At 43.3% G+C, this 22,668-nt stretch carries 26 protein-coding genes and 2 pseudogenes; 20 read left to right on the top strand and 8 right to left on the bottom strand.

Features of this window, described 5'->3' with window-relative positions:
* Window positions 1-46: 46 nt before the first annotated feature.
* Window positions 47-490, bottom strand: a complete 444-nt coding sequence (locus ACTQ16_RS08670; protein ID WP_441937003.1) for a hypothetical protein — start codon at window positions 488-490, stop codon at window positions 47-49.
* A 230-nt stretch (window positions 491-720) separates the two neighbouring features.
* Here ACTQ16_RS08670 and ACTQ16_RS08675 point away from each other — a divergent pair, with 230 nt between their 5' ends.
* The 4 genes from ACTQ16_RS08675 to ACTQ16_RS08690 are packed head-to-tail and all read left to right on the top strand — an operon-like array spanning window position 721 to window position 1,961.
* Entirely contained in the window at window positions 721-1,008 is a 288-nt protein-coding gene (locus tag ACTQ16_RS08675; protein ID WP_441937004.1) for a hypothetical protein, read from the top strand.
* The gene (locus ACTQ16_RS08680) at window positions 996-1,319 is read left to right on the top strand and encodes a type II toxin-antitoxin system RelE/ParE family toxin (protein WP_441937005.1); all 324 of its coding nucleotides are present in this window, start codon (window positions 996-998) and stop codon (window positions 1,317-1,319) included. The genes ACTQ16_RS08675 and ACTQ16_RS08680 overlap by 13 nt, the downstream gene beginning before the upstream one ends.
* A gap of 28 nt (window positions 1,320-1,347) precedes the next feature.
* Window positions 1,348-1,629: a hypothetical protein gene (locus ACTQ16_RS08685; RefSeq protein ID WP_441937007.1), complete on the top strand. Its 282-nt coding sequence runs from the start codon at window positions 1,348-1,350 to the stop codon at window positions 1,627-1,629.
* The gene (locus ACTQ16_RS08690; protein ID WP_441937009.1) at window positions 1,620-1,961 is read left to right on the top strand and encodes a hypothetical protein; all 342 of its coding nucleotides are present in this window, start codon (window positions 1,620-1,622) and stop codon (window positions 1,959-1,961) included. The genes ACTQ16_RS08685 and ACTQ16_RS08690 overlap by 10 nt, the downstream gene beginning before the upstream one ends.
* Before the next feature lie 91 nt (window positions 1,962-2,052).
* Here the strand turns inward: ACTQ16_RS08690 and ACTQ16_RS08695 are convergent, their stop codons facing one another.
* Together ACTQ16_RS08695 and ACTQ16_RS08700 are read right to left on the bottom strand one after the other, a co-directional pair.
* The gene (locus ACTQ16_RS08695) at window positions 2,053-3,645 is read right to left on the bottom strand and encodes an AAA family ATPase (protein WP_441937010.1); all 1,593 of its coding nucleotides are present in this window, start codon (window positions 3,643-3,645) and stop codon (window positions 2,053-2,055) included.
* Window positions 3,646-3,656: 11 nt separating this feature from the next.
* Entirely contained in the window at window positions 3,657-3,824 is a 168-nt protein-coding gene (locus tag ACTQ16_RS08700; protein ID WP_441937012.1) for a hypothetical protein, read from the bottom strand.
* Between the two features lie 117 nt (window positions 3,825-3,941).
* Here ACTQ16_RS08700 and ACTQ16_RS08705 point away from each other — a divergent pair, with 117 nt between their 5' ends.
* The 12 genes and pseudogenes from ACTQ16_RS08705 to ACTQ16_RS08760 all read left to right on the top strand — a co-directional run bounded on the left by ACTQ16_RS08705 (window position 3,942) and on the right by ACTQ16_RS08760 (window position 13,392).
* Window positions 3,942-4,214, top strand: coding sequence for a hypothetical protein (locus ACTQ16_RS08705; protein ID WP_441937014.1), 273 nt, complete (start codon window positions 3,942-3,944; stop codon window positions 4,212-4,214).
* On the top strand, window positions 4,205-4,543 hold the full coding sequence (locus ACTQ16_RS08710; protein WP_441937016.1) for a hypothetical protein: 339 nt from the start codon (window positions 4,205-4,207) through the stop codon (window positions 4,541-4,543). The genes ACTQ16_RS08705 and ACTQ16_RS08710 overlap by 10 nt, the downstream gene beginning before the upstream one ends.
* A gap of 169 nt (window positions 4,544-4,712) precedes the next feature.
* Window positions 4,713-5,129, top strand: a pseudogene (locus ACTQ16_RS08715) (tyrosine-type recombinase/integrase); the annotation flags it as partial.
* A gap of 490 nt (window positions 5,130-5,619) precedes the next feature.
* A complete protein-coding gene (locus ACTQ16_RS08720) occupies window positions 5,620-6,165 on the top strand; it encodes a transcription termination/antitermination NusG family protein (protein WP_295346480.1) in 546 nt (181 codons plus the stop codon).
* Window positions 6,166-6,176: 11 nt separating this feature from the next.
* Entirely contained in the window at window positions 6,177-6,428 is a 252-nt protein-coding gene (locus tag ACTQ16_RS08725; protein ID WP_295346478.1) for a hypothetical protein, read from the top strand.
* Between the two features lie 728 nt (window positions 6,429-7,156).
* The gene (locus ACTQ16_RS08730; RefSeq protein WP_441937018.1) at window positions 7,157-8,344 is read left to right on the top strand and encodes a hypothetical protein; all 1,188 of its coding nucleotides are present in this window, start codon (window positions 7,157-7,159) and stop codon (window positions 8,342-8,344) included.
* A 692-nt stretch (window positions 8,345-9,036) separates the two neighbouring features.
* Window positions 9,037-9,351: a sugar phosphate nucleotidyltransferase gene (locus tag ACTQ16_RS08735; protein ID WP_441937019.1), complete on the top strand. Its 315-nt coding sequence runs from the start codon at window positions 9,037-9,039 to the stop codon at window positions 9,349-9,351.
* A pseudogene (locus tag ACTQ16_RS08740) lies at window positions 9,326-9,496 on the top strand (mannose-1-phosphate guanylyltransferase); the annotation flags it as partial. The gene ACTQ16_RS08735 and the pseudogene ACTQ16_RS08740, both read left to right, overlap by 26 nt.
* 3 nt (window positions 9,497-9,499) lie before the next feature.
* Window positions 9,500-11,038, top strand: a complete 1,539-nt coding sequence (locus ACTQ16_RS08745) for an MATE family efflux transporter (RefSeq protein ID WP_441937021.1) — start codon at window positions 9,500-9,502, stop codon at window positions 11,036-11,038.
* Window positions 11,038-12,333 (top strand): Coenzyme F420 hydrogenase/dehydrogenase, beta subunit C-terminal domain, encoded by a 1,296-nt coding sequence (locus ACTQ16_RS08750; protein WP_441937023.1) that lies wholly within the window; start codon window positions 11,038-11,040, stop codon window positions 12,331-12,333. Before ACTQ16_RS08745 ends, ACTQ16_RS08750 begins: the two co-directional genes overlap by 1 nt.
* Window positions 12,334-12,523: 190 nt before the next feature.
* A complete protein-coding gene (locus ACTQ16_RS08755) occupies window positions 12,524-13,060 on the top strand; it encodes a Panacea domain-containing protein (RefSeq protein WP_441937024.1) in 537 nt (178 codons plus the stop codon).
* 71 nt (window positions 13,061-13,131) lie between these two features.
* The gene (locus tag ACTQ16_RS08760) at window positions 13,132-13,392 is read left to right on the top strand and encodes a hypothetical protein (protein ID WP_441937026.1); all 261 of its coding nucleotides are present in this window, start codon (window positions 13,132-13,134) and stop codon (window positions 13,390-13,392) included.
* Between the two features lie 143 nt (window positions 13,393-13,535).
* Here the strand turns inward: ACTQ16_RS08760 and ACTQ16_RS08765 are convergent, their stop codons facing one another.
* The 5 genes from ACTQ16_RS08765 to ACTQ16_RS08785 form a co-directional block, all read right to left on the bottom strand.
* Window positions 13,536-13,970 (bottom strand): N-acetylmuramoyl-L-alanine amidase, encoded by a 435-nt coding sequence (locus ACTQ16_RS08765; protein ID WP_441937027.1) that lies wholly within the window; start codon window positions 13,968-13,970, stop codon window positions 13,536-13,538.
* Window positions 13,971-14,012: 42 nt separating this feature from the next.
* Window positions 14,013-14,108: a smalltalk protein gene (locus tag ACTQ16_RS08770; RefSeq protein ID WP_153122254.1), complete on the bottom strand. Its 96-nt coding sequence runs from the start codon at window positions 14,106-14,108 to the stop codon at window positions 14,013-14,015.
* 295 nt (window positions 14,109-14,403) lie between these two features.
* Window positions 14,404-14,919, bottom strand: coding sequence for a DNA-binding protein (locus ACTQ16_RS08775; protein WP_441937029.1), 516 nt, complete (start codon window positions 14,917-14,919; stop codon window positions 14,404-14,406).
* Window positions 14,920-15,085: 166 nt separating this feature from the next.
* A complete protein-coding gene (locus tag ACTQ16_RS08780) occupies window positions 15,086-15,295 on the bottom strand; it encodes a DUF4248 domain-containing protein (RefSeq protein WP_441937031.1) in 210 nt (69 codons plus the stop codon).
* Window positions 15,296-15,366: 71 nt separating this feature from the next.
* Entirely contained in the window at window positions 15,367-17,640 is a 2,274-nt protein-coding gene (locus ACTQ16_RS08785) for a BT4734/BF3469 family protein (RefSeq protein WP_441937033.1), read from the bottom strand.
* A 444-nt stretch (window positions 17,641-18,084) separates the two neighbouring features.
* Between ACTQ16_RS08785 and ACTQ16_RS08790 the strand changes: the two genes are divergently transcribed.
* The 4 genes from ACTQ16_RS08790 (at window position 18,085) to ACTQ16_RS08805 (ending at window position 22,545) form a co-directional block, all read left to right on the top strand.
* Window positions 18,085-18,216 (top strand): hypothetical protein, encoded by a 132-nt coding sequence (locus tag ACTQ16_RS08790; RefSeq protein WP_256626130.1) that lies wholly within the window; start codon window positions 18,085-18,087, stop codon window positions 18,214-18,216.
* Between the two features lie 751 nt (window positions 18,217-18,967).
* Window positions 18,968-19,876, top strand: coding sequence for a glucose-1-phosphate thymidylyltransferase RfbA (gene rfbA / locus ACTQ16_RS08795; RefSeq protein WP_441937035.1), 909 nt, complete (start codon window positions 18,968-18,970; stop codon window positions 19,874-19,876).
* Window positions 19,877-19,965: 89 nt separating this feature from the next.
* Complete coding sequence (locus ACTQ16_RS08800) at window positions 19,966-21,408, top strand: lipopolysaccharide biosynthesis protein (RefSeq protein ID WP_441937037.1); 1,443 nt, start codon at window positions 19,966-19,968, stop codon at window positions 21,406-21,408.
* Window positions 21,409-21,435: 27 nt separating this feature from the next.
* Window positions 21,436-22,545 carry a DegT/DnrJ/EryC1/StrS family aminotransferase gene (locus tag ACTQ16_RS08805; protein WP_441937039.1) on the top strand — a complete coding sequence of 370 codons (1,110 nt, stop codon included), beginning with the start codon at window positions 21,436-21,438 and terminating at the stop codon, window positions 22,543-22,545.
* Window positions 22,546-22,668 lie beyond the last annotated feature (123 nt).

Here is a 22,668-nt window from a genome sequence, read left to right on the forward strand (position 1 = left end):
TTCGCAGGAGAAGGCTGGCTTAGTTGTTTTATGGTTCTTCTGTATTTTATAACCACCCCCAGTCGCTCCAATCGGCTTTGGAGGCAATGCTGGTGGTTTTCCACCACGATCCGAGAAGGAAGGCAGTGAATGATACCCCAAAGATGGCAGCACAGACATAGCTGGCTTCTCCGTAGCCGGTAAAGGCTGGGATGAGTCCGATAACAAGACTGAAAATGCTGACCACCAGGCAGAAAAGCACGCTGAAGGCATAGAGACTACTTGTCTCATACTCCTTCTCGTTTTCTTTCTCCCTTACTATCTTCTGTCTTTCAGGGCTTCCTGCTTTTGGCAGAGCACCATATATTCCGCAGAGTAAGATACCAAACAGGCAGAGGAATATCCCCACCAGCGGGTGACTGAGCCTATCCATGAAGCACAATATCAACATGAGTGAGATCATAAACCCCACCAGACCTATTACAGCAGTCTTATCCCAATATTCTTTCATAATGATTGGTTTAATCAGAACAACATTCTCTTCTATGTGTGCAAAGATATAAAATATTCCTGAGATATGCTTCTTTTTTGATGCAGAAAATGGTATTTTCTTGCAGATTTTCTTGCGATTTCCAATCTTTCTTCGTACCTTTGCCACTTGATGGGTGAGAAATCTAATTTTATTGAGGGTTCGGAATCATCCGGAAGTTAAAAACGTGGAACTTTAATAGCGAAAGAAATATGGAGGAAAAGAAATATCATATCGAGGAATCGGAGATAGTAGGGGATAAGGTCTGCGAGCCATCGCCAGCCTATGTATCTGTTGCATCAGAGTCTGTATCTCATCACGTGATTGATTCTGGGATAGAGCAGAAAGATGAAATTCCTGTTCTTAAAAATCATTTTAGCTATGAGGGTCTTTTGGATAGTATAGATTATTGTGAAACCATTAAGGATGATCCTTCTAAATGGGAATCTGTTGATGCCTTTAATGAACGTTTATATGAGGAATTCCCATGGCTGAGATAGTTGTCCACAAACTGTATGAAGAAAAGGAACGCCAGTATATTATCGATGCTTATGAGAATTTTGGCAAGAAAACAGCTCGAAGATGGAAAGAAGAACTGATGAAAATTCAGAACTTCCTGAAAAAATATCCTGAAGGTAACCCCCCTTTTCTTGGTGCTCCAAAGTTTAGTTATTTGCTTCGGGGTGCTAATTTTATGCGTAATTTCAAGTTGGTTTATTATTATGCTGAATCCTTGGATGTGGTGCATATTGTTGACATTTGGGATATGAGGCAGAATCCAAAAAGGTTCTCAGTCTCAAAATATAAATGATTATGTAGAACTTAAAAAAGAATGAATTATGGAGGAAAAGAAATATCATATCGAGGAATCGGAGATAGTAGGGGATAAGGTATGTGAGCCATCGCCTGCTTATCGTTCTATGGCATCATCAGCTTCATCAGTATCATCCGTATCATGGGATGAGGCTTACGACACCGATTCCTATCCTATGGGTCGCTCGTTGGAGCAGGTGATGGAGCATTGCGAGAGCATTTTTGATAAATTGGATGATCCTAATTATGGAGAGCCTATTTCCGTTTTGGATGATGAGATAGAAAGGATGATTGCAGAATGGAAATAAAAACTGATGCCCTTTTCAAGAAGGAGATAAAAAAGAGTATTGAGTATGCCTTGCAAGAGTTTGGATTAAAAACTGCTCGTAAGTGGCAAACACAATATAAGGAAATTAAGCGTTCATTGGAATTTATGCCCAAGCGTTATCCTATAGTAGCTCATTTCCGTAATGAAAGAATGGAGTTTCGTGGTGCCATCATCATGAAGAACTTCAAGATTATCTATTTCTACAATGAAGAGAAAGATATCCTCTGGCTGGTGGATCTCTGGGATATGCGCCAAGATCCTCGTAAGCTGAACCTGCGGGCCAGGAGGATAGAAAGAAAGGAGTATCATTAGTCTTTATGATAAACAAAAGAACCCGCCAGGTGTCCCAACGGATTTTGAATCCGGTAGGACATCTGGCGGGATGTTTGTTTGGAGTTGTATTTTACAAAGACTCATCCACTTCTTTCCAATCTATCAATCCCTTGCCCTTTTCATCGAGTTCCACTGCCAGGGCGATGACCTTGCGCTTGTCGGCCTTGAATGGTTCTGTGTAGCTCTTTTCCTTTATCTGGCTCTCGGCAGCAGAAATGCCGCCATTGTTAGATAGCTTCAGTTCCAGGACGTAGATGATGGACGGAACCTCCACAATCATGTCTATTCTGCCAGTGGCCAGCATTCTCTCTACTTCCACCCTAAAGCCCAAGGCCCTGAATATCGTGCTCATTATCAGTCGGTAACGCTCCTCCATATCCATGCTAGCCATCTTCTTGTTGCTGTATGGAACATCGGCGATTAGAGCCTTCAATGCCTTCTTGGCTTCAGCGGTATTGCCGTCTTGCATCATTTTTCTGAGAAAACTCTGCGCAGAAACCACTTCCGAATTCGACTTCATGGTCAAGGCTGGAACCACTACGCGGTATAATGCCTTGCGAACTTCAAAGTTAGGGAAGCCCAGGATGTAAACGCCATCATCGTAACCCTTGATGGTGAGATACCCCGACTGGTAGAGGAAGAGCTCGGCTCCGCCATTCTCCACGTCCGATGTCTCCAGGGTATCGCCCTCGATGAAGCAGTGGTCAAAATATTCCATCTTCATTTCCATGTCATCCACGAACTTTGGCAATAGGGAAGTGGCGCCAGATGAAGCCCAGTAATTTCTCAATTTCCTATCCTCCAGGGCATTGATGAGGCTGAACGGATTGAATATATCTACCATGTTATCGCTGCAGAAATGATATCCGTCGTAATAGGCCGTGAGCTGCTTCAGCGTCTCCTCAGGAGTCCATCCGTTTTCTTCTCCCATTGCCTCAATCTCAGGTATGAAGTTTTCGGCAACTTCCTGCTTTGAAATACCGCAGATAGTGGCGTAGGGTGCATCAAAACTGATGTTGCTCAGCTTGTTAAGCACAGAGAAGAGGGAGATTTGTGTGAACTTGGTGATGCCCGTGATGAAGACGAAGCGCTCGTGTTCGTCCTTTTTTTTCAAGACGGCAAACACAGATTTATAGATGGCTGTGCAGGCATCATGCTGAGGAGTCTTCCAGGAATGCTGCAATGGAGAATCATACTCATCGATGAGGATAACCGCCTGTTTTCCGGTCTTTTGAAACATCGTTTCGATGATGTTCTGGAAGCGGACGGCAAGGGAAGCCTCCGGGCGCACGGCTACTTCATACTTCTGTTCGTATTTATAGAAAGCATCATCGAGATAGGAGTTGAGTTCTTCTGGTGTAGCACCTCCGCAACTCATATCGAGTCGAATGACGGGATAGCAGGTCCATTCTTTTTCCAACTCCATCACTTTCAATCCTTCGAAGAGTTCCTTTTTCCCCTCGAAGTAAGCCTGGAGTGTATCCACGAGAATCGACTTACCGAAGCGGCGTGGGCGGCTCAGGTAATGATAAGTCTTGTTGCTATGAGCAAGTTTCCATATCATATCCGTTTTGTCAACATAGAGGTATCCTTCTTTTCTTATTTTCTCAAAAGACTGGATACCTACCGGCAATCTTCTATCGTTCATTTCTGTATCTGTCATAATCTAATCTCCTATGTTTTCAGGATAGCTTTTTGCGAGCCATCCACCTTTCTACAAATTCTTTCTGCAAAGATACGACGAATATTTTGATTTCGCAAGAAAAAATGGGGGATAATATAAAAAAGGTGGCGAATCTCTTTGTTATCTTTGATTTTTGCAGCATCTGGATTGATTCGCATAATCCTTTAAATTTCAGTGTTCTCTGCCATTTTCTTTCAGATTTTCTTGCGAGTTCCAATCTTTCTTCGTATTTTTGCACCAAATAAGTAACGTGGAACTTTAAGAGCGAAAGAAATATGGAGGAAAAGAAATATCATATCGAGGGATCGAAGATAGCAGGGGATAAGGTCTGCGAGCCATCGCCTGCCTATCGTTCGGCAGCATCAGCAGCATCATCAGTATCATGGGATGAGGCTTACGACACCGATTCCTATCCTTTGGGGCGCTCGCTGGAGCAGGTGATGGAGCATTGTGCAGAAATAGACAAGCACTTGGATGACCCGAACTATGGAATGTCGTGGGAGGAATTTAATGCTCATTTACGTAAAACGATTCCAGGATGGTTGTAAGACAGGATGAGATCTTCATGCAGGAATTTCAGAAATGTCTTGTTTTTGCATTAGAAGAGTTTGGAAAGAAGTCGGTTGGGAGATGGCAAGAGCAGTTATCTCGTATCATGCATCGGCTGAAAATGATGCCTGAGAGTTATCCGTTTGTGCCTGAACTGCAGAAATGGAGAAAGTATCGTGGTGCCATCATCATGAAGAACTTCAAGATTATCTATTTCTACAATGAAGAGAAAGATATCCTCTGGCTGGTGGATCTCTGGGATTTGCGCCAAAATCCTCGTAAGCTGAACCTGCGAGCCAGGAGGATAGAAAGAAAGGATTATCATTAGGATTAGATAAAAAACATCAGGCGTCCTGTCGGAACGGAAATCCATCGGGATGCCTGATGAGCGGAAACATTTCGCCATTGCCTCTTACCTCGTATCCGCCACCTGGCAGGGCGGGAATCATCAGCATGGCGCAGAGCAGGGCTATCATCTTTATTACACCCGAAGCAAGACAAGACAGCGCCTCACCATCCGATGGGAGAAGGAGATGCAGGAGTTGATGGAAAAGTACCAGGCGCAGACCGCCTCCTCATCTTATCTCTTTCCTTTCCTTGTTGATGATGGAAACAAAAGACAGGATAAAACTATTGACAAAATGCAGGAAGAGGCGCGCCTGTATCACAATGCGGAAGCCCGTATCTCCTACCACCTCAGGAAGCTAGGAACTAAGATAGGCATCAAGGGCAAACTTACCCTCTATATCGCCCGCCATTCCTGGGCAACGGCGGCAAGAGACAATGATGTCTCTATCTCCGTTATCAGCGAGGCATTGGGACATCATTCCGAAACCACCACACAAATCTATCTCGGCTCCATCAAAAGCTCAGAAGTGGATGATGCAAACGCCAAGATACTGGCAGCCCTATGAGCCACAAAAAAGAATAAAAAGAAGGCTTTCGAAAAATGAACCAAAATGAACCAATTTTTCTGAATCTTTACATAAGAGATACAGAAATGCCGAAAACTTTCGTTCAATCAACGACTTAGGAATTTATGTATTAAAAGAATAGTAAAAAAATGTTGATTTTTATAGAACAATATTAATTTTTTAACACGCATAATTTGCTTGTTTCCAACATTTTTCGTATTTTTGCAAGGTGATTCTGTATCTCTTATGTAGAGATTCAGAAGAACGGGAGTGATTGAGGGAAGGATTTTGAGGACAAAGGAATCGGACAGCTAATCATTCCAAGGGTTGCAGACTATCATGCTCTTGGATCAGGAGTACGTCTGTGATTAGAGGTTTCCGTTATTGGGAATAGACTAACCAACCCTTTCTTGCCAAGTGTTTTGAAACATGATTTCACGACACGGGGGAATGAGAAGTACACCCTGATCAAAATAGAAAAAAATAAACAATGATACAACCAGACAACGAGAAGAGTTGGTATGCATTCAAGATATTTTTTGGGAAAGGAAAGCCTATCAAGGCATATTTCGTTACCAATGAGATAGAACATATTTATGATGTGAAACAAGAATATTGGGACAAGAATAAGAAAAAGAAATTGGTGAAGGAAGTTCCCATTATGCCATCTCTCATTCTTTTCCGTACCACGAGAACAGAAGCCGAAGAGATGGAGCGCAAGTTTCTCAATAAAGTGATGCTCTATCGTGGCAAAAATTCAGAGAACTTGAAAGAACCTTCTAAAATTTCAGAACGCGAAGTGAAAATCTTCAATATTGTGGCAACTTCTGGTGTTGAAGGACTTGATTTTTATGATGAGTATAATCCGAAGTTTACCAAAGGCGACAAGTTCAGAGTTATTGAAGGTCCTTTGAAAGGAGCGGAAGGCTATGTCGTCCGTATCAAAAAAGATCATAAACTTTATGTGAGTATCAAGGGGTTGTGTGCTGTTACGACAGGATATATTCCTAAAGCATTCTTGCAAAAAATCGAATAGAGTATATGGAAATGTTAGATCTTAAGCAAGTGGTACTGACGAGGAAAAGTACCTCGCCAGCCCCTCAATATTTCTTGGAAATTACAGCCACGGATCAAGTTCATGGTTTCCCGGAAGTCTATCGCTATACGGATTTGTACCATCCTGACCTTTCCTTCATGAGCCTTTGGCTTGAGAATCAGGTGCAGACCTTAGAGCAGGAGAACGCCAAGCGTGTCATCTTGACTTTTGGTGATGAGATTACCTTAAAGGTTGAGAAGTAAAGCACAAGTCCTAGCCTGTCCTACCAAGTCCTAGCCAGTCCTAGCCTGTCCTACCAAGTTTATAGCAAGTTATCCCCAGGCGGTCCCATCCCGTACAATCTGGCGAGGGCTTTGATGCCCCGCCAACCATAAAGCGTAGCGGTTCCGAGCACCGGAGGGCGGTTACATCCTCTCGTTCCTGAGGTTTCTGTCCACCGGGAACGGGGGAACCGAAGGGGGTGTAAAGACCATTGAAGAGAGGCTTGGTGAGAATAGTGGAGCCTTCCTTAAGGGTAAGGAAGGTTTCTGTCCCCTAGAAGGGGAACCGAAGGGGTCTTAAAGACTATTGAAGGTAGGTTTTCGAAAAAAACAATACAATAATTAATAAGAAGCTTACGTTATGAACATAGAAGAATAAAAGCAGATTTTATACGTCGCTTCAAGGCTTCTAGGGACCGAAAGGCAGAATACATAGCACAAATGGAAAAGCGAATGCGTGATGACTATCGCCGCAGAACCGGTAAGGAAGCAGAATCATTTTGTGTGTTGTAATGTTTATCTATAAGTCAAGCATAGGTTAATAAAATTATATTCCTCATTCGAGTGGCGACTAGTGCAGAGCGATACTGCAATGAGGAACAAAATAATAAAAAATGGCTACCCGTTACTATATTACATTTCATTCTTCGACGTACGATACAACGAAGAGATATTCTTCTTGTTTACAGATGCTTTCTAAAGACAATCTTGTGGCTATTGGACAAGATATAGCCTTGAAGATTCCAATGTCTTGGTCGAAAGAGAAGATGGCAGATTATATATCATCCTATGTCGTATCCCATCCCGAAGAAATGGTATCGATATTAGATGATGAGGAAATAGTCCTTGCTCACGATATCATATCAGGTGGCAAGGGAAATGTTCTTTGGAAACGTCACTTGCTCAAATATCATCATTTGAAATGTATGGTTTGGGTAGTGGTCAATACAGCAAACAGAGGCAAGGATGGATTTGTGATGCTGGATGAGATAAGCGAGTCATTTACGTCCTATATCGAGCAGCGATATGCTACGGCAAAAGTGAACGTGGAGGCTGCTAAAACAAAACCAGCTCAATCACGTTTCTATCTCAGAAACCTGAAATCAAAACTGGATGGTCTGGATATAGACCAGCTCAAGTATCTTCATCTCCTTTTTGAGATGAACTACATGGAGGATTGCCATTTCTGGTTCCGTAATGAATGGTTTGTGGATGGCTACTACGAATGCTATAACGATTGGTATCGCAATGACTGCAAGGACACCCCTTATGATTTGAATCAGATGGTTTTTGATATCCTGGAAGAGTGGAAGGAGCGAGGCTATAAGGAATATCGGCCAGCGATGGAAAGCATCAAGAAATGGTGCAGTTGCAAATGGAATAAGTTTGAGTCAAAACATCAAGCTGAAGTTTCTGTCGCTTTTGATGCAGCAATAGTTCGTGAAGAAGAGCGGGAAGTATCCCGAAGTCTGTTCCCATTCATTCATAATGTACATGAGTATATCCGCAACAAGCAATATCAGGAAGCCATTTCTTTAATCTTCTGTTTGTTCGACCATTTAGGTAAGGCATGTAGAAAACATGAAAGGTGGTTTGATTCATATTGGTGTGGTGGAGTTCAGACAAGTGTCGTTCTATTCTTAGATGTACTGCGTCATCTGTACTGTCATTTGCGCCAGCATCCAGATATTTCTTGGCAGACGAAGGAGGCAATGGATTTCCATCTGTTACTGACCAATAAGCATCATCGTCTTTTTGGCGACCTGGAGTTAGCCTGGGGTGATTCTCGTATGGAAGATATGCTTAACGACGATAGTCCCTATTGCGACTATAGCAATAGGGAAGATGAACTATATGGGTATCTGGAGAGAATGATAGGGCAAAGTCTGCCCCAATAGAGAATCTGAGAGCTGCAAGTTGAATGACATTCATTTTGGCGATTATATAGAAGATATACTCACCCGACTGATGGAGGGGGAGCAAGACTTCATGTCCCTAATCCCATGTAATTATAACTCGAATAAAAAGGTGAATGTCAAGGCTGCCTAATTGGCAGCTCTGGCAATACCAATTAATAATATGCTTTTTTTGAAAAATGTTGGATGTGCTAACTGCTGAAAATCAGTAGTTACGTTCTAACGGTGATTTACGTATGTATTGCCAGCAGTTTGATAATTTCAAGAACGTTGCAGATTTCTTTGAATTTGCAGCAAAGTTAATGAGAAGATAAAATCTTATTTATAATTAGTCTTTGCTTTTTGCTGATTCATGTAAATGATGCTGAAGATTAGGTATAGAAAGCATTGCATCAAGGCGGTCCCATCCCGCACAACCATGGCGAAGACCTTTGATGGTCAGCCAACCTTATAGCGTAGCGGTTCTGAGCACCGGAGGGCGGTTACATCCTCTCGTTCCTGAGGAAAGAGAGGCTTGGTGAGAAAAGTGGAGCTCTCCTTGCAGGAGAGACGGAGAGGTAGAAAAAAGCCTTCTTTAATGGTAAAGAAGGACGGGATGATTTTAGAAAACCCTCCTTTTGGCTAAAGGGAGACGGAGGAATTCGAAAATCTTTATTATTTAAAGAACAAGATTAATGATACATATTATAATCATGGCCGGCGGCGTAGGCAGCCGCTTCTGGCCAATGTCAACCCCCGATTACCCAAAGCAGTTCGTAGATGTGATGGGTGTCGGCCGTTCCCTCATACAATTGACAGTAGATAGATTGAAGCCAAACTGGCCTGTCACCCTCATCATTAATACCTCGGAGTATCAGCGAGTGTTCAGCAAGGCATTGAGCTATACTTCCGCTAAGAACGCTATCGTTGCCATCGGTATTAACCAACCCACCCAAAGACAGGCTATGGCTATATTGTCGCAGCGTAGGCAAGGATATCCGATTGTATGAATGCAGAAACTGCGTGGTTCATGCAGCCGATGAAAGAAAGGTGGTAGTTCAAGGCTTGGATGGCTATATCGTAGCCGAGAAGAATGGACAACAGCTTGTCTACTCATTAAAAGAAGAACAGAAAATTAAAGAATTTGGAAAATAATTTATGTCAAATCAAATAGCAGGTAACAATAAACGAATAGCGAAGAATACATTGCTTCTTTACTTCCGTATGCTCTTTATGATGGCGGTGTCTCTGTTTACGAGCAGAGTAGTCTTGAATACATTGGGAGTAGAGGATTATGGTATATATAATGTGGTTGGAGGAATTGTTGCTATGTTCGGATTCATTAATGGATCCATGTCATCTGCAACGCAGCGATACATCACTTTTGCCTTGGGTAAAGGAGATAAGAATAGATTGCAGACCGTATTTAGTACTACACTTCAGATTCATACGCTGATAGCAGGTGTAATCGTGTTATTGGGAGAAACCATCGGCTTGTGGTTCTTATATAATAAAATGCAGATTCCTGCTGATAGAATGGATGCTGCCTTCTGGGTGTTGCAGTGTTCTATAATAGCTGCTGTCGTTATGATTATAAGTGTACCCTATAATGCGGATATTGTTGCTCATGAGAAAATGTCGGCTTTTGCTTATATCTCCATTTTGGAGGTGGTATTAAAGTTGGCTATTGTCTATATGCTGTTAGTATTCTCATTTGATAAGTTAGTCTTGTATGCTTTCCTGCTCTTGGCGATACAGATATTGATTCGATTTTGCTATAGTTATTATTGTAACAAGCATTTTGAAGAAACCAAATACAAGCACGTATGGGATAAAGCATTATTTAAGGAAATGACTGGTTTTGCCGGTTGGAGTATGTTTGGTAATTTGGCGGCAGTGCTCTTCGGACAAGGTTTGAACATGCTGTTGAATGTCTTCTTCGGACCTGTTGTTAATGCTGCCCGTGGTATTGCTGTTCAGGTACAGAATGCAGTTCAGCAGTTTGTTCTCAACTTCCAGATGGCACTCAATCCTCAAATCACCAAAACATATGCACAGGGAGAAATGCAGGAAATGCACAAGTTGATGTATCGCAGTGCACGTTTCTCATTCTTTCTTCTCTTCTTCCTGTCTTTGCCAGTCCTTTTTGAAACCAAATTCATATTGACAGTATGGCTGAAGATAGTGCCAGATAATACAGTTGTTTTCTTGCGCATTATGATATGTACGTCTTTGATATATACCTTGTCTAATCCGCTGATTATTGCAAATCAGGCTACAGGCAAGGTACGTAAGTATCAGGCTATTTGTGGAACTATATTATTGTTGATATTACCAGTTTCGTACGTATGCCTTTGGTTGGGACTTCCTGCATATTCTGTTTTCATAGTACACTTTATGATGGAGTCTTTGACGCAGGTTGTACGAATGTTCCTGCTTCGTCCTTTAATTGGAATTAGAATCAGAGATTATTTAAGATATATCTATTCACCAGTACTTTTGGTAATCGCAGTTTCGGTAATTCTTCCAGCTTTAGTCTATTTTAATATGGAAGATACGGTGATTAGATTTTTCGTAGTTGGAATAGTATGTGTCCTTTCTGTTTCATTAACAGCATATACGTTGGGCTTGTCAAGCAATGAGCGAGTATTTGTTAAGGCTAAGGCTCTTGGTATGCTACATAAATTCTCAAAGTGATGATACATATAACAGATAAGAAAAATTGTTGTGGATGTGCAGCTTGTGTACAGCGATGTCCTAAACAATGCATCAGATTGGAAGAGGATACTGAGGGCTTCTTGTATCCGCAGGTGGATGAAGATACTTGTATCCAGTGTGGATTGTGCGAGAAAGTATGTCCAATCTTGAATCAAGCAGATAAACTGCCAGTACAGGAAGTGCTTGCTGTGAAGAATCCAGATGAGGAGGAGCGAATGAACAGCTCTTCTGGTGGTGTTTTTCTTCCTTTTGCAAGAGAGGTTATCAATCAGGGCGGTGTCGTTTTTGGAGCTGTATATGATGAGAGCTGGGAAGTACATCACGTTTATGCAGAGAAGATAGAGGACGTTTATCCAATGATGGGTAGTAAATATCTGCAGAGTAAGATAGGCAATTCCTTTAAAGATGCAGAGCGCTTTCTTAAGCAGGGACGTGAAGTTCTGTTTGTCGGAAGTCCGTGCCAAATAGCTGGTTTGCGAACATATCTCCGTAACAAGCAATACCAAAATTTGCTGGCTGTAGATTTCCTTTGTCATGGAGTTCCAAGCCCTGGTGTTTGGCGAAGATATTTGGCTGAAACTTATGGAGGCTACGATGCCAAAGAACAAAGTCGCCTTCAGGCGACTGCTGGAAAAAATTCCGTTTTGCTTTCTTTTCTAAACGCAAAGTCCCCCATAGGGGACATTAAGTTTAGAGATAAACGTGAGAGTGGCTGGAAAAAATACCGTTTTGTCGTCCGTCAAAAGTCCGCCTCTAAGGCGGACCAAAATACCGTTTTGTCGTCCGATATACATTACGATAATCCTTTTATGCGAGGATTCCTTTCTGACATATATTTGCGCCCTTCATGTTATGAATGCAAATGTAAGAATGGAGTAAATCATAGCGATTTAACCATAGGTGATTATTGGGCGGCAAGAGTTACAGACCAGGACTTTGATGATGACAAGGGTGTTGGTTTGGTTCTTGTTAATACTTCAAAAGGCAAGGAATACTTTGATAAGCTAAATATGACGGTTCGTAAATCGGACCTAGATAAGGCTAATCTTTGTAATGGCGGATTCAATGAACATACTCTTGCACATCCCAAACGTGCTTTGTTCTTTGCTTTGATTTATCAAGGAAAGACTATAAAAGATGCAGTTGATATCTGCTTGAAGATTTCATTGCCTTCAAGGATAAAGAATAAAACGAAACGCCTTGTAAAGGGGGCTGTAAAGCAAGTCTTAGGCGATGCTGGCGTAAAGGCGGTAAAGAAAGCGTTGGGGAAATGATGTGAATAAACAAAAAAAATCCCAACCCATAAGCTTTTTAGAACTTACAAGTTGGGATGGGATGATTTTTTACACGAATATTTCGAATAGCACGAATATCTGGGAACTGTCCGGGCTTTTTTCTCAATTTCGCTTGGAGGTTTCGGGAGAAAAGTGTAACTTTGCAATCGGATTTTTAAAAAAGAAGAATATGAGAACTGTAGATATAAAGGACTATGCATCTTACGTCGGCATAACTATGCTGATGAAGGGATTGACTGTTAGTCCTTTGAAACTCCAAAAGATACTCTATTATGAGCAGGCTTGGCATATGGTAGGCTTTGGGCGAGAGAATCAATTGTTTGATTGTGCGCCACAGGCTTGGGTAAATGGTCCTGTTTATCCAGAGATCTATCATATCTATAAGGATATGGTGCCAGGAATGTGTGACCATTTGAAGATGAGAAACTTTGTCGCTGATGGCGATGACCCAGCTGTTAAGGAAAAACTGCTGTTGGATAAAATGGGCTTGGAAAAGGAAGAGATAGCTCTGACCGAACGTGTCATCATGCTCTATGGGTCACGAACCCAGAACCAACTCATCCTCTTGACGCATAGCGAAAAGCCATGGAGCGAGAAGCGTGAAGGTCTGATGCCATACGATTACTCATGCGTGGAAATTTCTCTGGATACCATGCACGATTATTATAAGCAGAGATACGATAGGAATAGGGGGAAGATCAGATAGACCTTGGGAAAACTGGATATGGATTTGACCAGTCGTTTGAGGGAAATGAGGCAAACCTTTATTTCGAGCGCATGAGAGAGTTCTCTGAGCAAACCATCAATGACATTCGAGATAATGCGGGATATAAGCTTCATTTCTATCGTACGGATGTTAGAGGCAATATCAAGAAGATATTCGATAAGATTGACCCAAGGATAGCCAAGGCTAATCCGCTTATCTTCCATTTTGCGCTAGACCCGAACAACCATAACCATGCAGATAGAACCAGAAACATAAGAAATCCTAGGGTATATTTTATGGTAGGAAGGAATGATTCACATTCTCTTTTTTGATCCTTATCATGAAATTAATCCATAAAGCATTATTACACCTGCACACAGATCTCACGAATAATAAAAATCCCAACCTGTATTGCTACAAGTTGAGATAATTTTGAACACGAATAACTCGAATATCTGGGAACAGTCCGGGCATTCTAGAGCTGGAAGTCTATTTCCTTCAGCCATTCCTTGACATCGAAGCAAGGACAGCTCTTGCGAACCCAGGGGAGGTCGCGATGGCCAAGAATCTCGGCACCGGGATAGTCGAGGGCGAGACTGTAGAGGAGGTCTTCCAGAGATTCCTTCTGGGCTGGAGTGCGAGTATCGGCAGGCTTGCCTTTCTCGTCAAGACCACCCTCGTAGCAGATTCCGATGCTGTGGGCGTTGTAGTGGCGGGCGTGAGCCCCCACCTCGGTTTCTGGACGGCAGGGATAGACCACGCCATCCTTCGTAATGTAGTAGTGGTAGCCGATGCTCTTGAAGCCTCTTGCCTTGTGGCAGGCTTCCAATGCTTCTACCGGGAAGTCCTGGTTGACTCGTGTGGCACTGCAATGTACCACGATCAGATTGATTTTTCTTTGATTCTTCATCTTTTCTAGTGATTAATGATTAGTGATTATTGATTAATTACCTTAGCCCTTGCAGCTCTGCACACAGAAGGCGCTGAGGACGGCAGTGAGGACAGTGATAACGAAGTTGATTACTTTCTGAATTGTTTCCTTTTTCATTTTTATTAATGATTAATGTTGAATGTTTAATTTTCCCACAGATTACACAGATTTTCACAGATTTTCTTTACTGTGAGACTTGATGTGTATAAGACCGTTGCTTGCAACGAGAGTATCTGTGTAAATCTGTGAAATCTGTGGGAGACAAAAGAGAGGAAGCGGGCAGGATGAGCAAGCATCCGTTCAGGGCGATGATTTGACAATGTTGAATTTCATTCCTGATGTGCCCTCGGATTACTCCGGACTGCATCCTGCCGATGCGCTTTCTCTTGTTTCAGATGCCAGGAGGCTAGGACTATATGCCTACATCTGAGCCTCCAGTGGTTCCGCTACCGCCCTGGTCGGTGTTGTCGCCACCAGGGGTATCCTTTCCGGTATCCGGGTTGGTATCCGTGGTGGTGCCTTCCCCTAACAGAGCAGAGGCCTTCTTCAGCGTTCCGTCGAGGCTGAGGTTCAGGCAACTGAAATCGCCCGTGCCACGAGCTCTAATCTTCAAGCCTTCGATGTTCTTGGCAATGGTGAACTCCTTCTCGGTAGCTGCTCCCGCCTTGTTCTTGATACCAATGGAGAGGATGGCGAGGTCGGCAATCTTCACTGCGATGCCCTGGAGAACCAACTCCCGGATGCACGCTACCATGTCGGTAATCATACCCTTAATCGCTCCTCGCGAAAATGGGGTGTTGTGACTTGCCATGTGATCTACGAGCTGGTCGATGTCGTAGGTCTGAGTGATGACCGGATAGGCGAAGAACTTGCCATAGGCATTCGGCATCTTCTCATTGATGTTCTTTTTTAACACGTACTGAATCATAAAGTGGTTAATTTAGTGATAGTATCCTTCTACCCCCGATGGGGCAGGAGCATCATCCTCTTTGAATGACAATGCAAAGATACGAAATCAGAAAACGCCACTTCATACTTTCTCATACTTGCTCACACTTTCTCATACTTTCTCATACTTTCTCATACTTGGAAGCCTATGGTTCGCCGAGAAAATAGATAATATAGGAAGTTTGCATAGGTGTGAATTCCTTGCTGTTCTTGTCGTATCCGCTTTCCTGAAGCTTCTTCAGAAGGTCGGGATTGCGACAAATCCAACGCATCAGATGAGCACTTGCCACCACGGGTGACGAATCGGGGAAATAGAGCAGAGCCAGTTCCTGCTTCGTATAGCTTCTTATATCCATATAGCTTTTGATGTTTAAGTATTATACTTACGGGTTGAAAGTAACATACTTACGGGTAGAAAGTAAGATACTTAGTCCTCTACGGTATCGTTGGGATCGATGAAGGCATCGTTGTTGATTTCGCTACCTTCCTTCTCTATGACCGCCCAGCCGTTGCCGTTCTTCTTGTGAATCTTCTTGAATCCAAGACGCTTCATCACGTTACCGATGTTCTGGTTGTTCAGGTTCTGGCGCAGGGCAGGGTTCACACCTATCCTCTCCAGTATCTCGGCACTGTAGCGGAACTTGATGAACTGTAGCGGCGTATCAGGCTCCGGCACCCGGTAATAACGGAGTATCTGCTCCTCGGCATAGTTGGCTACCATGAAGAGGCGGTTGTGACAGCGCATCAGCTCGATGTCGTCCCTCGTCAACCAGTATGTCCACTCCAGGGGCTCGCCCTTAGGATGGCTCATCACCTCCTGACCCAGTGCCACTGCCTCGGCAAACACGTGGTCGTAGTCTATCGGGTGGTCTATCGGACTCTCGATGCTCTTTACCAGCCACGGACAGTAGCGGCGGTTCTCCTCGTCGGTGATGAACTGCTGGTTGTTGGTGGTACCGCAGAGCGATCCGCGGTGGGGCATCTCCGAACGGTACTTGTCGTAAGGCCGGCGGATGGAGAATGTCACCTTGGTCATGTTGCTCTTGAAGGCGCTCAGGTTCTTGCCGAATACCATCTCAAACTCGTCGAGACAGAGCAGAGCCTTGCTGCTGAAAGCCTCCATGAAGTCCTTGTCGGTATAGGCTCCCGTCGAGTCGTTGAGGAAGTACTGGCGCAACTGTGGGGGCAACAGCATGTGGAAGAACGTGGTCTTGAAGATGCCGCCCTTGCCCACGAAGATGAGTATCATCTGGTTCACCACCTTCAGCGTTACCCACGCCACCACCATCGCCACCAGCCACTTCTTGAAGAAATAGCGGAAGAGGCTCTGCGTATGTTCGTTGTCGGGCAGGTTCTCCACCTCTATGCGGTCGGCGAGCTGGTCGATGTAGTCGGGATCCTCTCCCTTCTTCCATTTCGGCAGACTGCGCAGGTAATCGTCCAAGGGGTCGAACGGCTCGCTGAAGTCGCTGTTGATGATGTTGTGCAAGGTCTTCTCCGGGAGATGCAGTCCCGACTCGTCCATCTCACTCCAGATGGAGTTCTCGATGTTGTCATCGATGCGGACCCAGTCAGGATACTTGCCGTCTAAAACGATGCGGCTCTCCACCTCGTAAAATCCCGTCAGCTCGTTTCGGCGGAACAGATAGTGGGTGAGTAGCCACTGCTTGATGCTCCTTACCGATGGCTTGCCGCTGCGGCCCTCGCCCTGGCGATAGAAGTGCCAGATGCCAAACTTATGCAGATGCTTGTAGCGAGACTTGACGACGGAAGCCGTATCCTGGTAGCTGGTGCCAAACTCACGGTCGGCGTAGGACTGGGCTTCTTCCAGCGGGATGCCATAGTAGATGCAGATGTCGGCAAAGTGCCATACATACTCGTTGTGATGCTCAGGCTCGAACCGATAGCCCCACAGGTCGAGCAGTTCCTTGATGTGGGAAGCCGCCTCCTCGATGGTTGGCGCACCCTTGTCGCTTGACTTCGCCTCCTCTTTCGCCTTGATGGTTCGCTTGCCGCCCTTGGCGTTTCGCCTGGCAGAATACTTCGCCTGCAACGCCTTCTTCGTGTAGAGGGGCTTCAGGTCCTTCGGTCCCAAGGCAAAAGGCTCGGCATCCCAACGGAAATAGGCATCCGGGTCGTAGGCAAGACCGGCGCATCGGGTGATGTCTACACACTGCTTGTCGGGAGCCATACCCAGGAGCTGGGTGTAGTAAGCCATCGCCTTCTGCAGCACGGCATCGAAGAGTTCCAGCACGCTGATGTCGTCGTCATCCACAGGACGGTAGGCGCAGAACACTCTGAATCCCCTGCCGCTCACGGTGATATACTCTACCATCGTATGACTGTCGCTTCTCACCAGTTGGATAAGCTGCTCCATGTCTTCCTTCTTCACATGGTCGAAGTCGAGCTGGAACATGTAGGTCGGTTTGAGGAAGTCGGCAAGTTGTCTGCCGTAGCCGTTCATGAGTGCCGAAACCGTGATGGCAGGCATCTCAGCCTTGTACTGGTCGGCAAACTGCTTGCTGATGGCGAGACGCTTGCGGTAAGTCTCGGTCATCATTCGAAGCTCAGGGCTAGAGGTAATCACGCTCTTGAGATACAACCAGTCGGCGAGTGGATGGCTCTCCGAAGATTTGATGCAAGGGAAGTACGATGGCATCGTAGCAGCCTCATACATGTTGTTGTTTGGTTCTTTTTCCATTTTGTTTAAAATTTGCAGTTGTTAATATTCTATTTTGTTGTTTGCAACGTACTCTACGAAAGAGTGTGGGTGAACACTTGGCGATGAAGTCGGTGAAGGGTGAACCCTGATGCCAACCTTTAGCGTTAATAATGTGTTAAAAACACTATATAACCCATTATAATAGAGACTCTTATATTTCTAGCATGCGCTGTATATACAAAGTTCTTTTTATTAGGGTTCACCCCTGAGCCGAAAAGGTGAATGCTTGGGGCAAGTGTTCACCCCGCTGTTCACCATTCGGTAACTTAAGATTGCTTCAGCTCTCGTTCTTGAAAGCTGCTGCGAATTTAAGAAAAAAGGTTGAGACCGCCAAGAATCCTGTACCTACATATATAGGTACAAAAATGCGGTAATTTACGATAGCTTAACAGAAAAGATTAGAATTTTTAAATATATTAAGAAATGAAACGATTTACAAAAACACAAAAGGCACTGGGCGCTTTGACGGATACCATCCTCGGCGACAGTACTAATGTGGTACGCACCTTAAAGGTGGCTGGCCACATGAATGAGGATTCAGTCAAGCATGTCTAAGAGGGTTATGCCAGTCATACCCAGTCCTACTGCCTGCTTCGATCTTCGCTGAAGAAGTGTCACAGCACCAGAGACAAGGTGATGCTGATAATGGACTATCTTGACAACATGGAAGAGGAGTATCACAAGGTCTATCCCGACGATCCCTGCCCGATGGAAGGCGGCTACAAGGCAAGCTTCCAAAGGTTCGAGATAGAATCCTTGAGATCCGTGTGAGCCCTTCAATGATACCATACGAAACACACAATAGATACTTAAGATTATTTTTTATAACTCGATAAGTCCCGAGGCTGTTCTGGCAGTGGAAGCTGCTGGAACAACTGGGTAGTGTGTTTATGTTATTAAATTTATAACAATGATACAACCAAAGATTTCAGTAGTGACGTTATGCTATAATGTCGTCTTTGTAATTGGGATGTAGCCTTTCCGTCATTGCTTATGCCCCAGGCGATCCCATCCCGCAAAACATGGCGAGGGCTTTGATGCCCCGCCAACCTTATAGCGTAGCGGTTCCGAGCACCGGAGGGCGGTTACATCCCCGCTTCCTGAGGAAGAGGGGCTTGGGGAGAAAGTGGAGCTCTCCTTGCAGGAGAGACGGAGAGGTAGAAAAAAGCCTTTTTTAATGGGAAAAAGCGATGCCAATGAGTGCAATGAAAGCTCGCTTTCAAATTGCCGAGTGCAGCTCGCTTTATCAACAAAGAAGGACGGGTAGGTTTTCGACCAGTGTTATTTATCAACAAATAATAATTATATGAAAGGAATAGTATTAGCAGGTGGTAGCGGTACACGTTTGTACCCTATCACAAAAGGAATCAGCAAGCAGCTGATTCCAATCTTTGATAAACCGATGATATATTACCCAATATCAGTATTGATGTTGGCAGGTATCCGTGAGATACTCATTATTTCAACACCATTTGACTTGCCAGGCTTCAAGCGCCTCTTAGGCGATGGAAGCCAGTTAGGTGTGAAGTTCGAGTATGCAGAGCAGCCATCACCAGATGGCTTAGCCCAAGCCTTCATTATCGGAGAGAAATTCATTGGTAATGATTCCGCTTGCCTCGTATTAGGCGATAATATCTTCTATGGTGCAGGATTGAACCAGATGCTGCATCAGGCAGTAGTAGATGCAGAGCAGAATAATAAGGCTACAGTTTTTGGCTATCGTGTAAGTGATCCGGAGCGATATGGAGTTGCTGAGTTTGATGAGCAAGGCAATTGCCTGAGCATTGAAGAGAAGCCTGAAGACCCAAAGAGCAACTATGCAGTGGTAGGCTTATACTTCTATCCTAATAAGGTGGTAGAAGTTGCCAAGCATATCAAGCCATCCGCTCGTGGTGAGTTGGAAATCACAACAGTCAATCAGGAGTTCCTGAAGGATAAGCAGCTGAAAGTACAGACCATGGCAAGAGGATTTGCCTGGCTTGATACTGGTACTCATGATTCCCTTTCTGAAGCATCCACCTTTATCGAAGTCTTGGAGAAGCGCCAGGGCTTGAAGGTTGCTTGCTTGGAAGGAATCGCATACCGTCAGGGTTGGATTACCGCAGAACAGTTGAGAGAGAATGCTCAGCCTATGCTGAAGAATGACTATGGCAAGTATCTGCTTTCAATACTTGATGAAGCAGATGGAACATTAAAGAAGAATTTAGAATATTAAACAAAAAATATGGCAGGCAAAGTGCCTAGAGCTTATTTTATTAAGCTACTTTTCTGCTCTTGGCATGAAGCCTGCCTTTTTTAAAATTTATGTCAGATAATTTAAAATCCAAGACACAGAAAGGATTGGTTTGGAGTTTTGTTGAGCGATTTGCAACGCAAGGTGTGCAATTTCTGTTTGGTATCATATTGGCTCGTTTGTTGTCCCCAGAAGATTATGGAACTATAGCGATGCCATTGGTGTTCTTAGCAATAGCTCAATGTTTTATAGATAGTGGCTTTTCTACGGCTCTTATAAGAAAGCCGGATTTAACAGAGGAAGATCTCTCTACAGCTTTCTATTTTAATATAGGCGTTGGTGTGATATGTTATTTTGCACTGTTTCTCTCTTCTCCATTAATTGCAGATTTCTATAATACTCCAATATTATCAGATTTGTTGAAAGTTACTGCATTAGCAACTTTGTTTAATCCGTTATGTGCTGTTCAACAAGCAATTCTTACTAGAAAGATAGATTTTAAAACACAGGCAATTGTATCTCTTTCTGGAGCAATTGTTAGTGGCTCTGTAGGTCTAGTGATGGCATATAGTGGTTATGGAATTTGGTCATTGGTGTTTCAGCAAGTCGGTGGTTATGTAATCAGAACGATACTACTTTGGTTGTTAGGGAGATGGAAACCTAAAAGAAAATGGTCTTGGGAATCGTTTCGTTATTTATGGGGGTTCGGTAGCCAAATGCTAGGCTCGGCATTGCTTGATACCACATATAATAATATATACCCTATAGTTATAGGTAAATTTTTTAGTGCTAATGACTTAGGAAATTATACAAGGGCACAACAATTTTCAAGTCTTCCTTCTAGTAATGTTACAGGAGTTCTTCAGAGAGTGACATTTCCTATATTGAGTAGTATACAAAATGAAGATGAGCGATTGGCAAGGAATTATCGTAAAATTCTAAAAATGTCTGCGTTCTTAATTTTTCCAATGATGCTAATATTATCTGCTATTGCAGATCCATTAATTAGAGTCCTGTTAACAGATAAATGGGAAGGAAGTATAATCTTGTTGCAAATCGTCTGTTTCCAGATGATGTGGTATCCGATTCATGCCATCAACTTAAATCTTTTAACAGTCAAAGGACGTTCGGATTTATTTTTTCGTTTGGAAATAATTAAGAAGATAGTTGGTGTAGGTATTATGTGTGTAACAATACCTCATGGTATAATTTGGATGGTTAGTGGTGGTATTGTCAGCTCAATGTTTTCACTGATTATAAATACATACTATACAGGTAAATTGATTAATGTAGGTTATCTCAAGCAAATGGGAGATTTACTACCTGTATTTGGTGTTTCATTTGTCATGTGGTTGATAATTCGTGTCTCATTACTCATTACATTCAATATTTATTTTCAATTGTTAATTGGTATTTGCGTTGGCGTTGTTTTTTACCTTATCGCAGCAAAATTACTATTGAAGTCAGAATGGAATGATACAATAGATATGTTACCGAATAGATTTAAACGATGATAAAAACAATTTAAAATTATATATCTTATGGATAAGAAATTGATAACAGTAACGTCTCCGTTACTGCCAAACTTGGATGATTTTCATGCTGAACTCCAGAAAATCTGGGACAGCAAGTGGATAACAAATAATGGTGATTACCATAAGAAACTGGAGGCTGCTCTTGCTGAGTACCTCAAAGTTCCATACGTGAGTCTCTTTACCAATGGTACCTTACCATTGCTTACTGCATTGCAGGCACTTCGTATTACTGGCGAGGTTATTACTACACCTTATAGTTTCGTAGCTACTACTCACAGTATTTGGTGGAATGGTTGCAAGCCTGTATTCGTTGACATTGATCCTGCAACAGGTAATCTTGATCCAAACAAGATTGAGGCTGCCATCACTCCTAAGACTACCGCCATCATGCCTGTACATGTATATGGAAAGCCTTGCGATACCAAGGCTATCCAGGATATTGCAGATAAGTATGGCTTGAAGGTTATCTATGATGCAGCTCATGCGTTTGGAGTTGAAGTAAATGGTGAGAGCATCTTGAATGCTGGTGATATGAGCACTTTGAGTTTCCATGCTACTAAGGTGTATAATACCATCGAAGGTGGTGCAATGATTATGCACGATGAGAAAACCAAAAAGCGTATTGATTACTTGAAGAACTTCGGTTTTGCCGGAGAAACCGAGGTTGTTGGTCCTGGTATCAATAGTAAGATGGATGAGATGCGTAGTGCTTATGGCTTGTTGAACTTGAAGCAGGTAGATGCTGCTATTGAGGCTCGTCATCAAGTAGCTATCAAGTATCGCGAGGCTTTGCGCAATGTTGAAGGCATTACCTTCTTCGATGATATGCCTGGTATTCGTCATAACTACAGCTACTTCCCAATCTTCATTGATGCACAGAAGTATGGTATGACCCGTGATGAACTTTATGCAAAGATGAAGTCTCAGAATGTATTGGGACGTCGCTACTTCTATCCATTGATTAGTGAATTCTCTACTTATCGTGGTTTGGAGAGTGCTGATCCGGCAAACTTGCCTAATGCTCATAAGATGGCAGATAGCGTAATCTGCTTGCCTATGCATCATGCTTTGAGTGATGAGGATATTCAGAGAACTTTGAATTGTATTATTAAATAGGAAAATAATGAAACCTAAAATCCGCAACTATCATCCAATACACGATTAAGGGTAGATTTATGAGTCGTTAGTAGCAGCTTTCAGTAAAAAGCAACAGCACAACATCAATATGTAGCCACCATC

The sequence above is a fragment of the Prevotella sp. LCP21S3_D2 genome, assembly GCF_052118345.1.
GTDB lineage: Bacteria > Bacteroidota > Bacteroidia > Bacteroidales > Bacteroidaceae > Prevotella.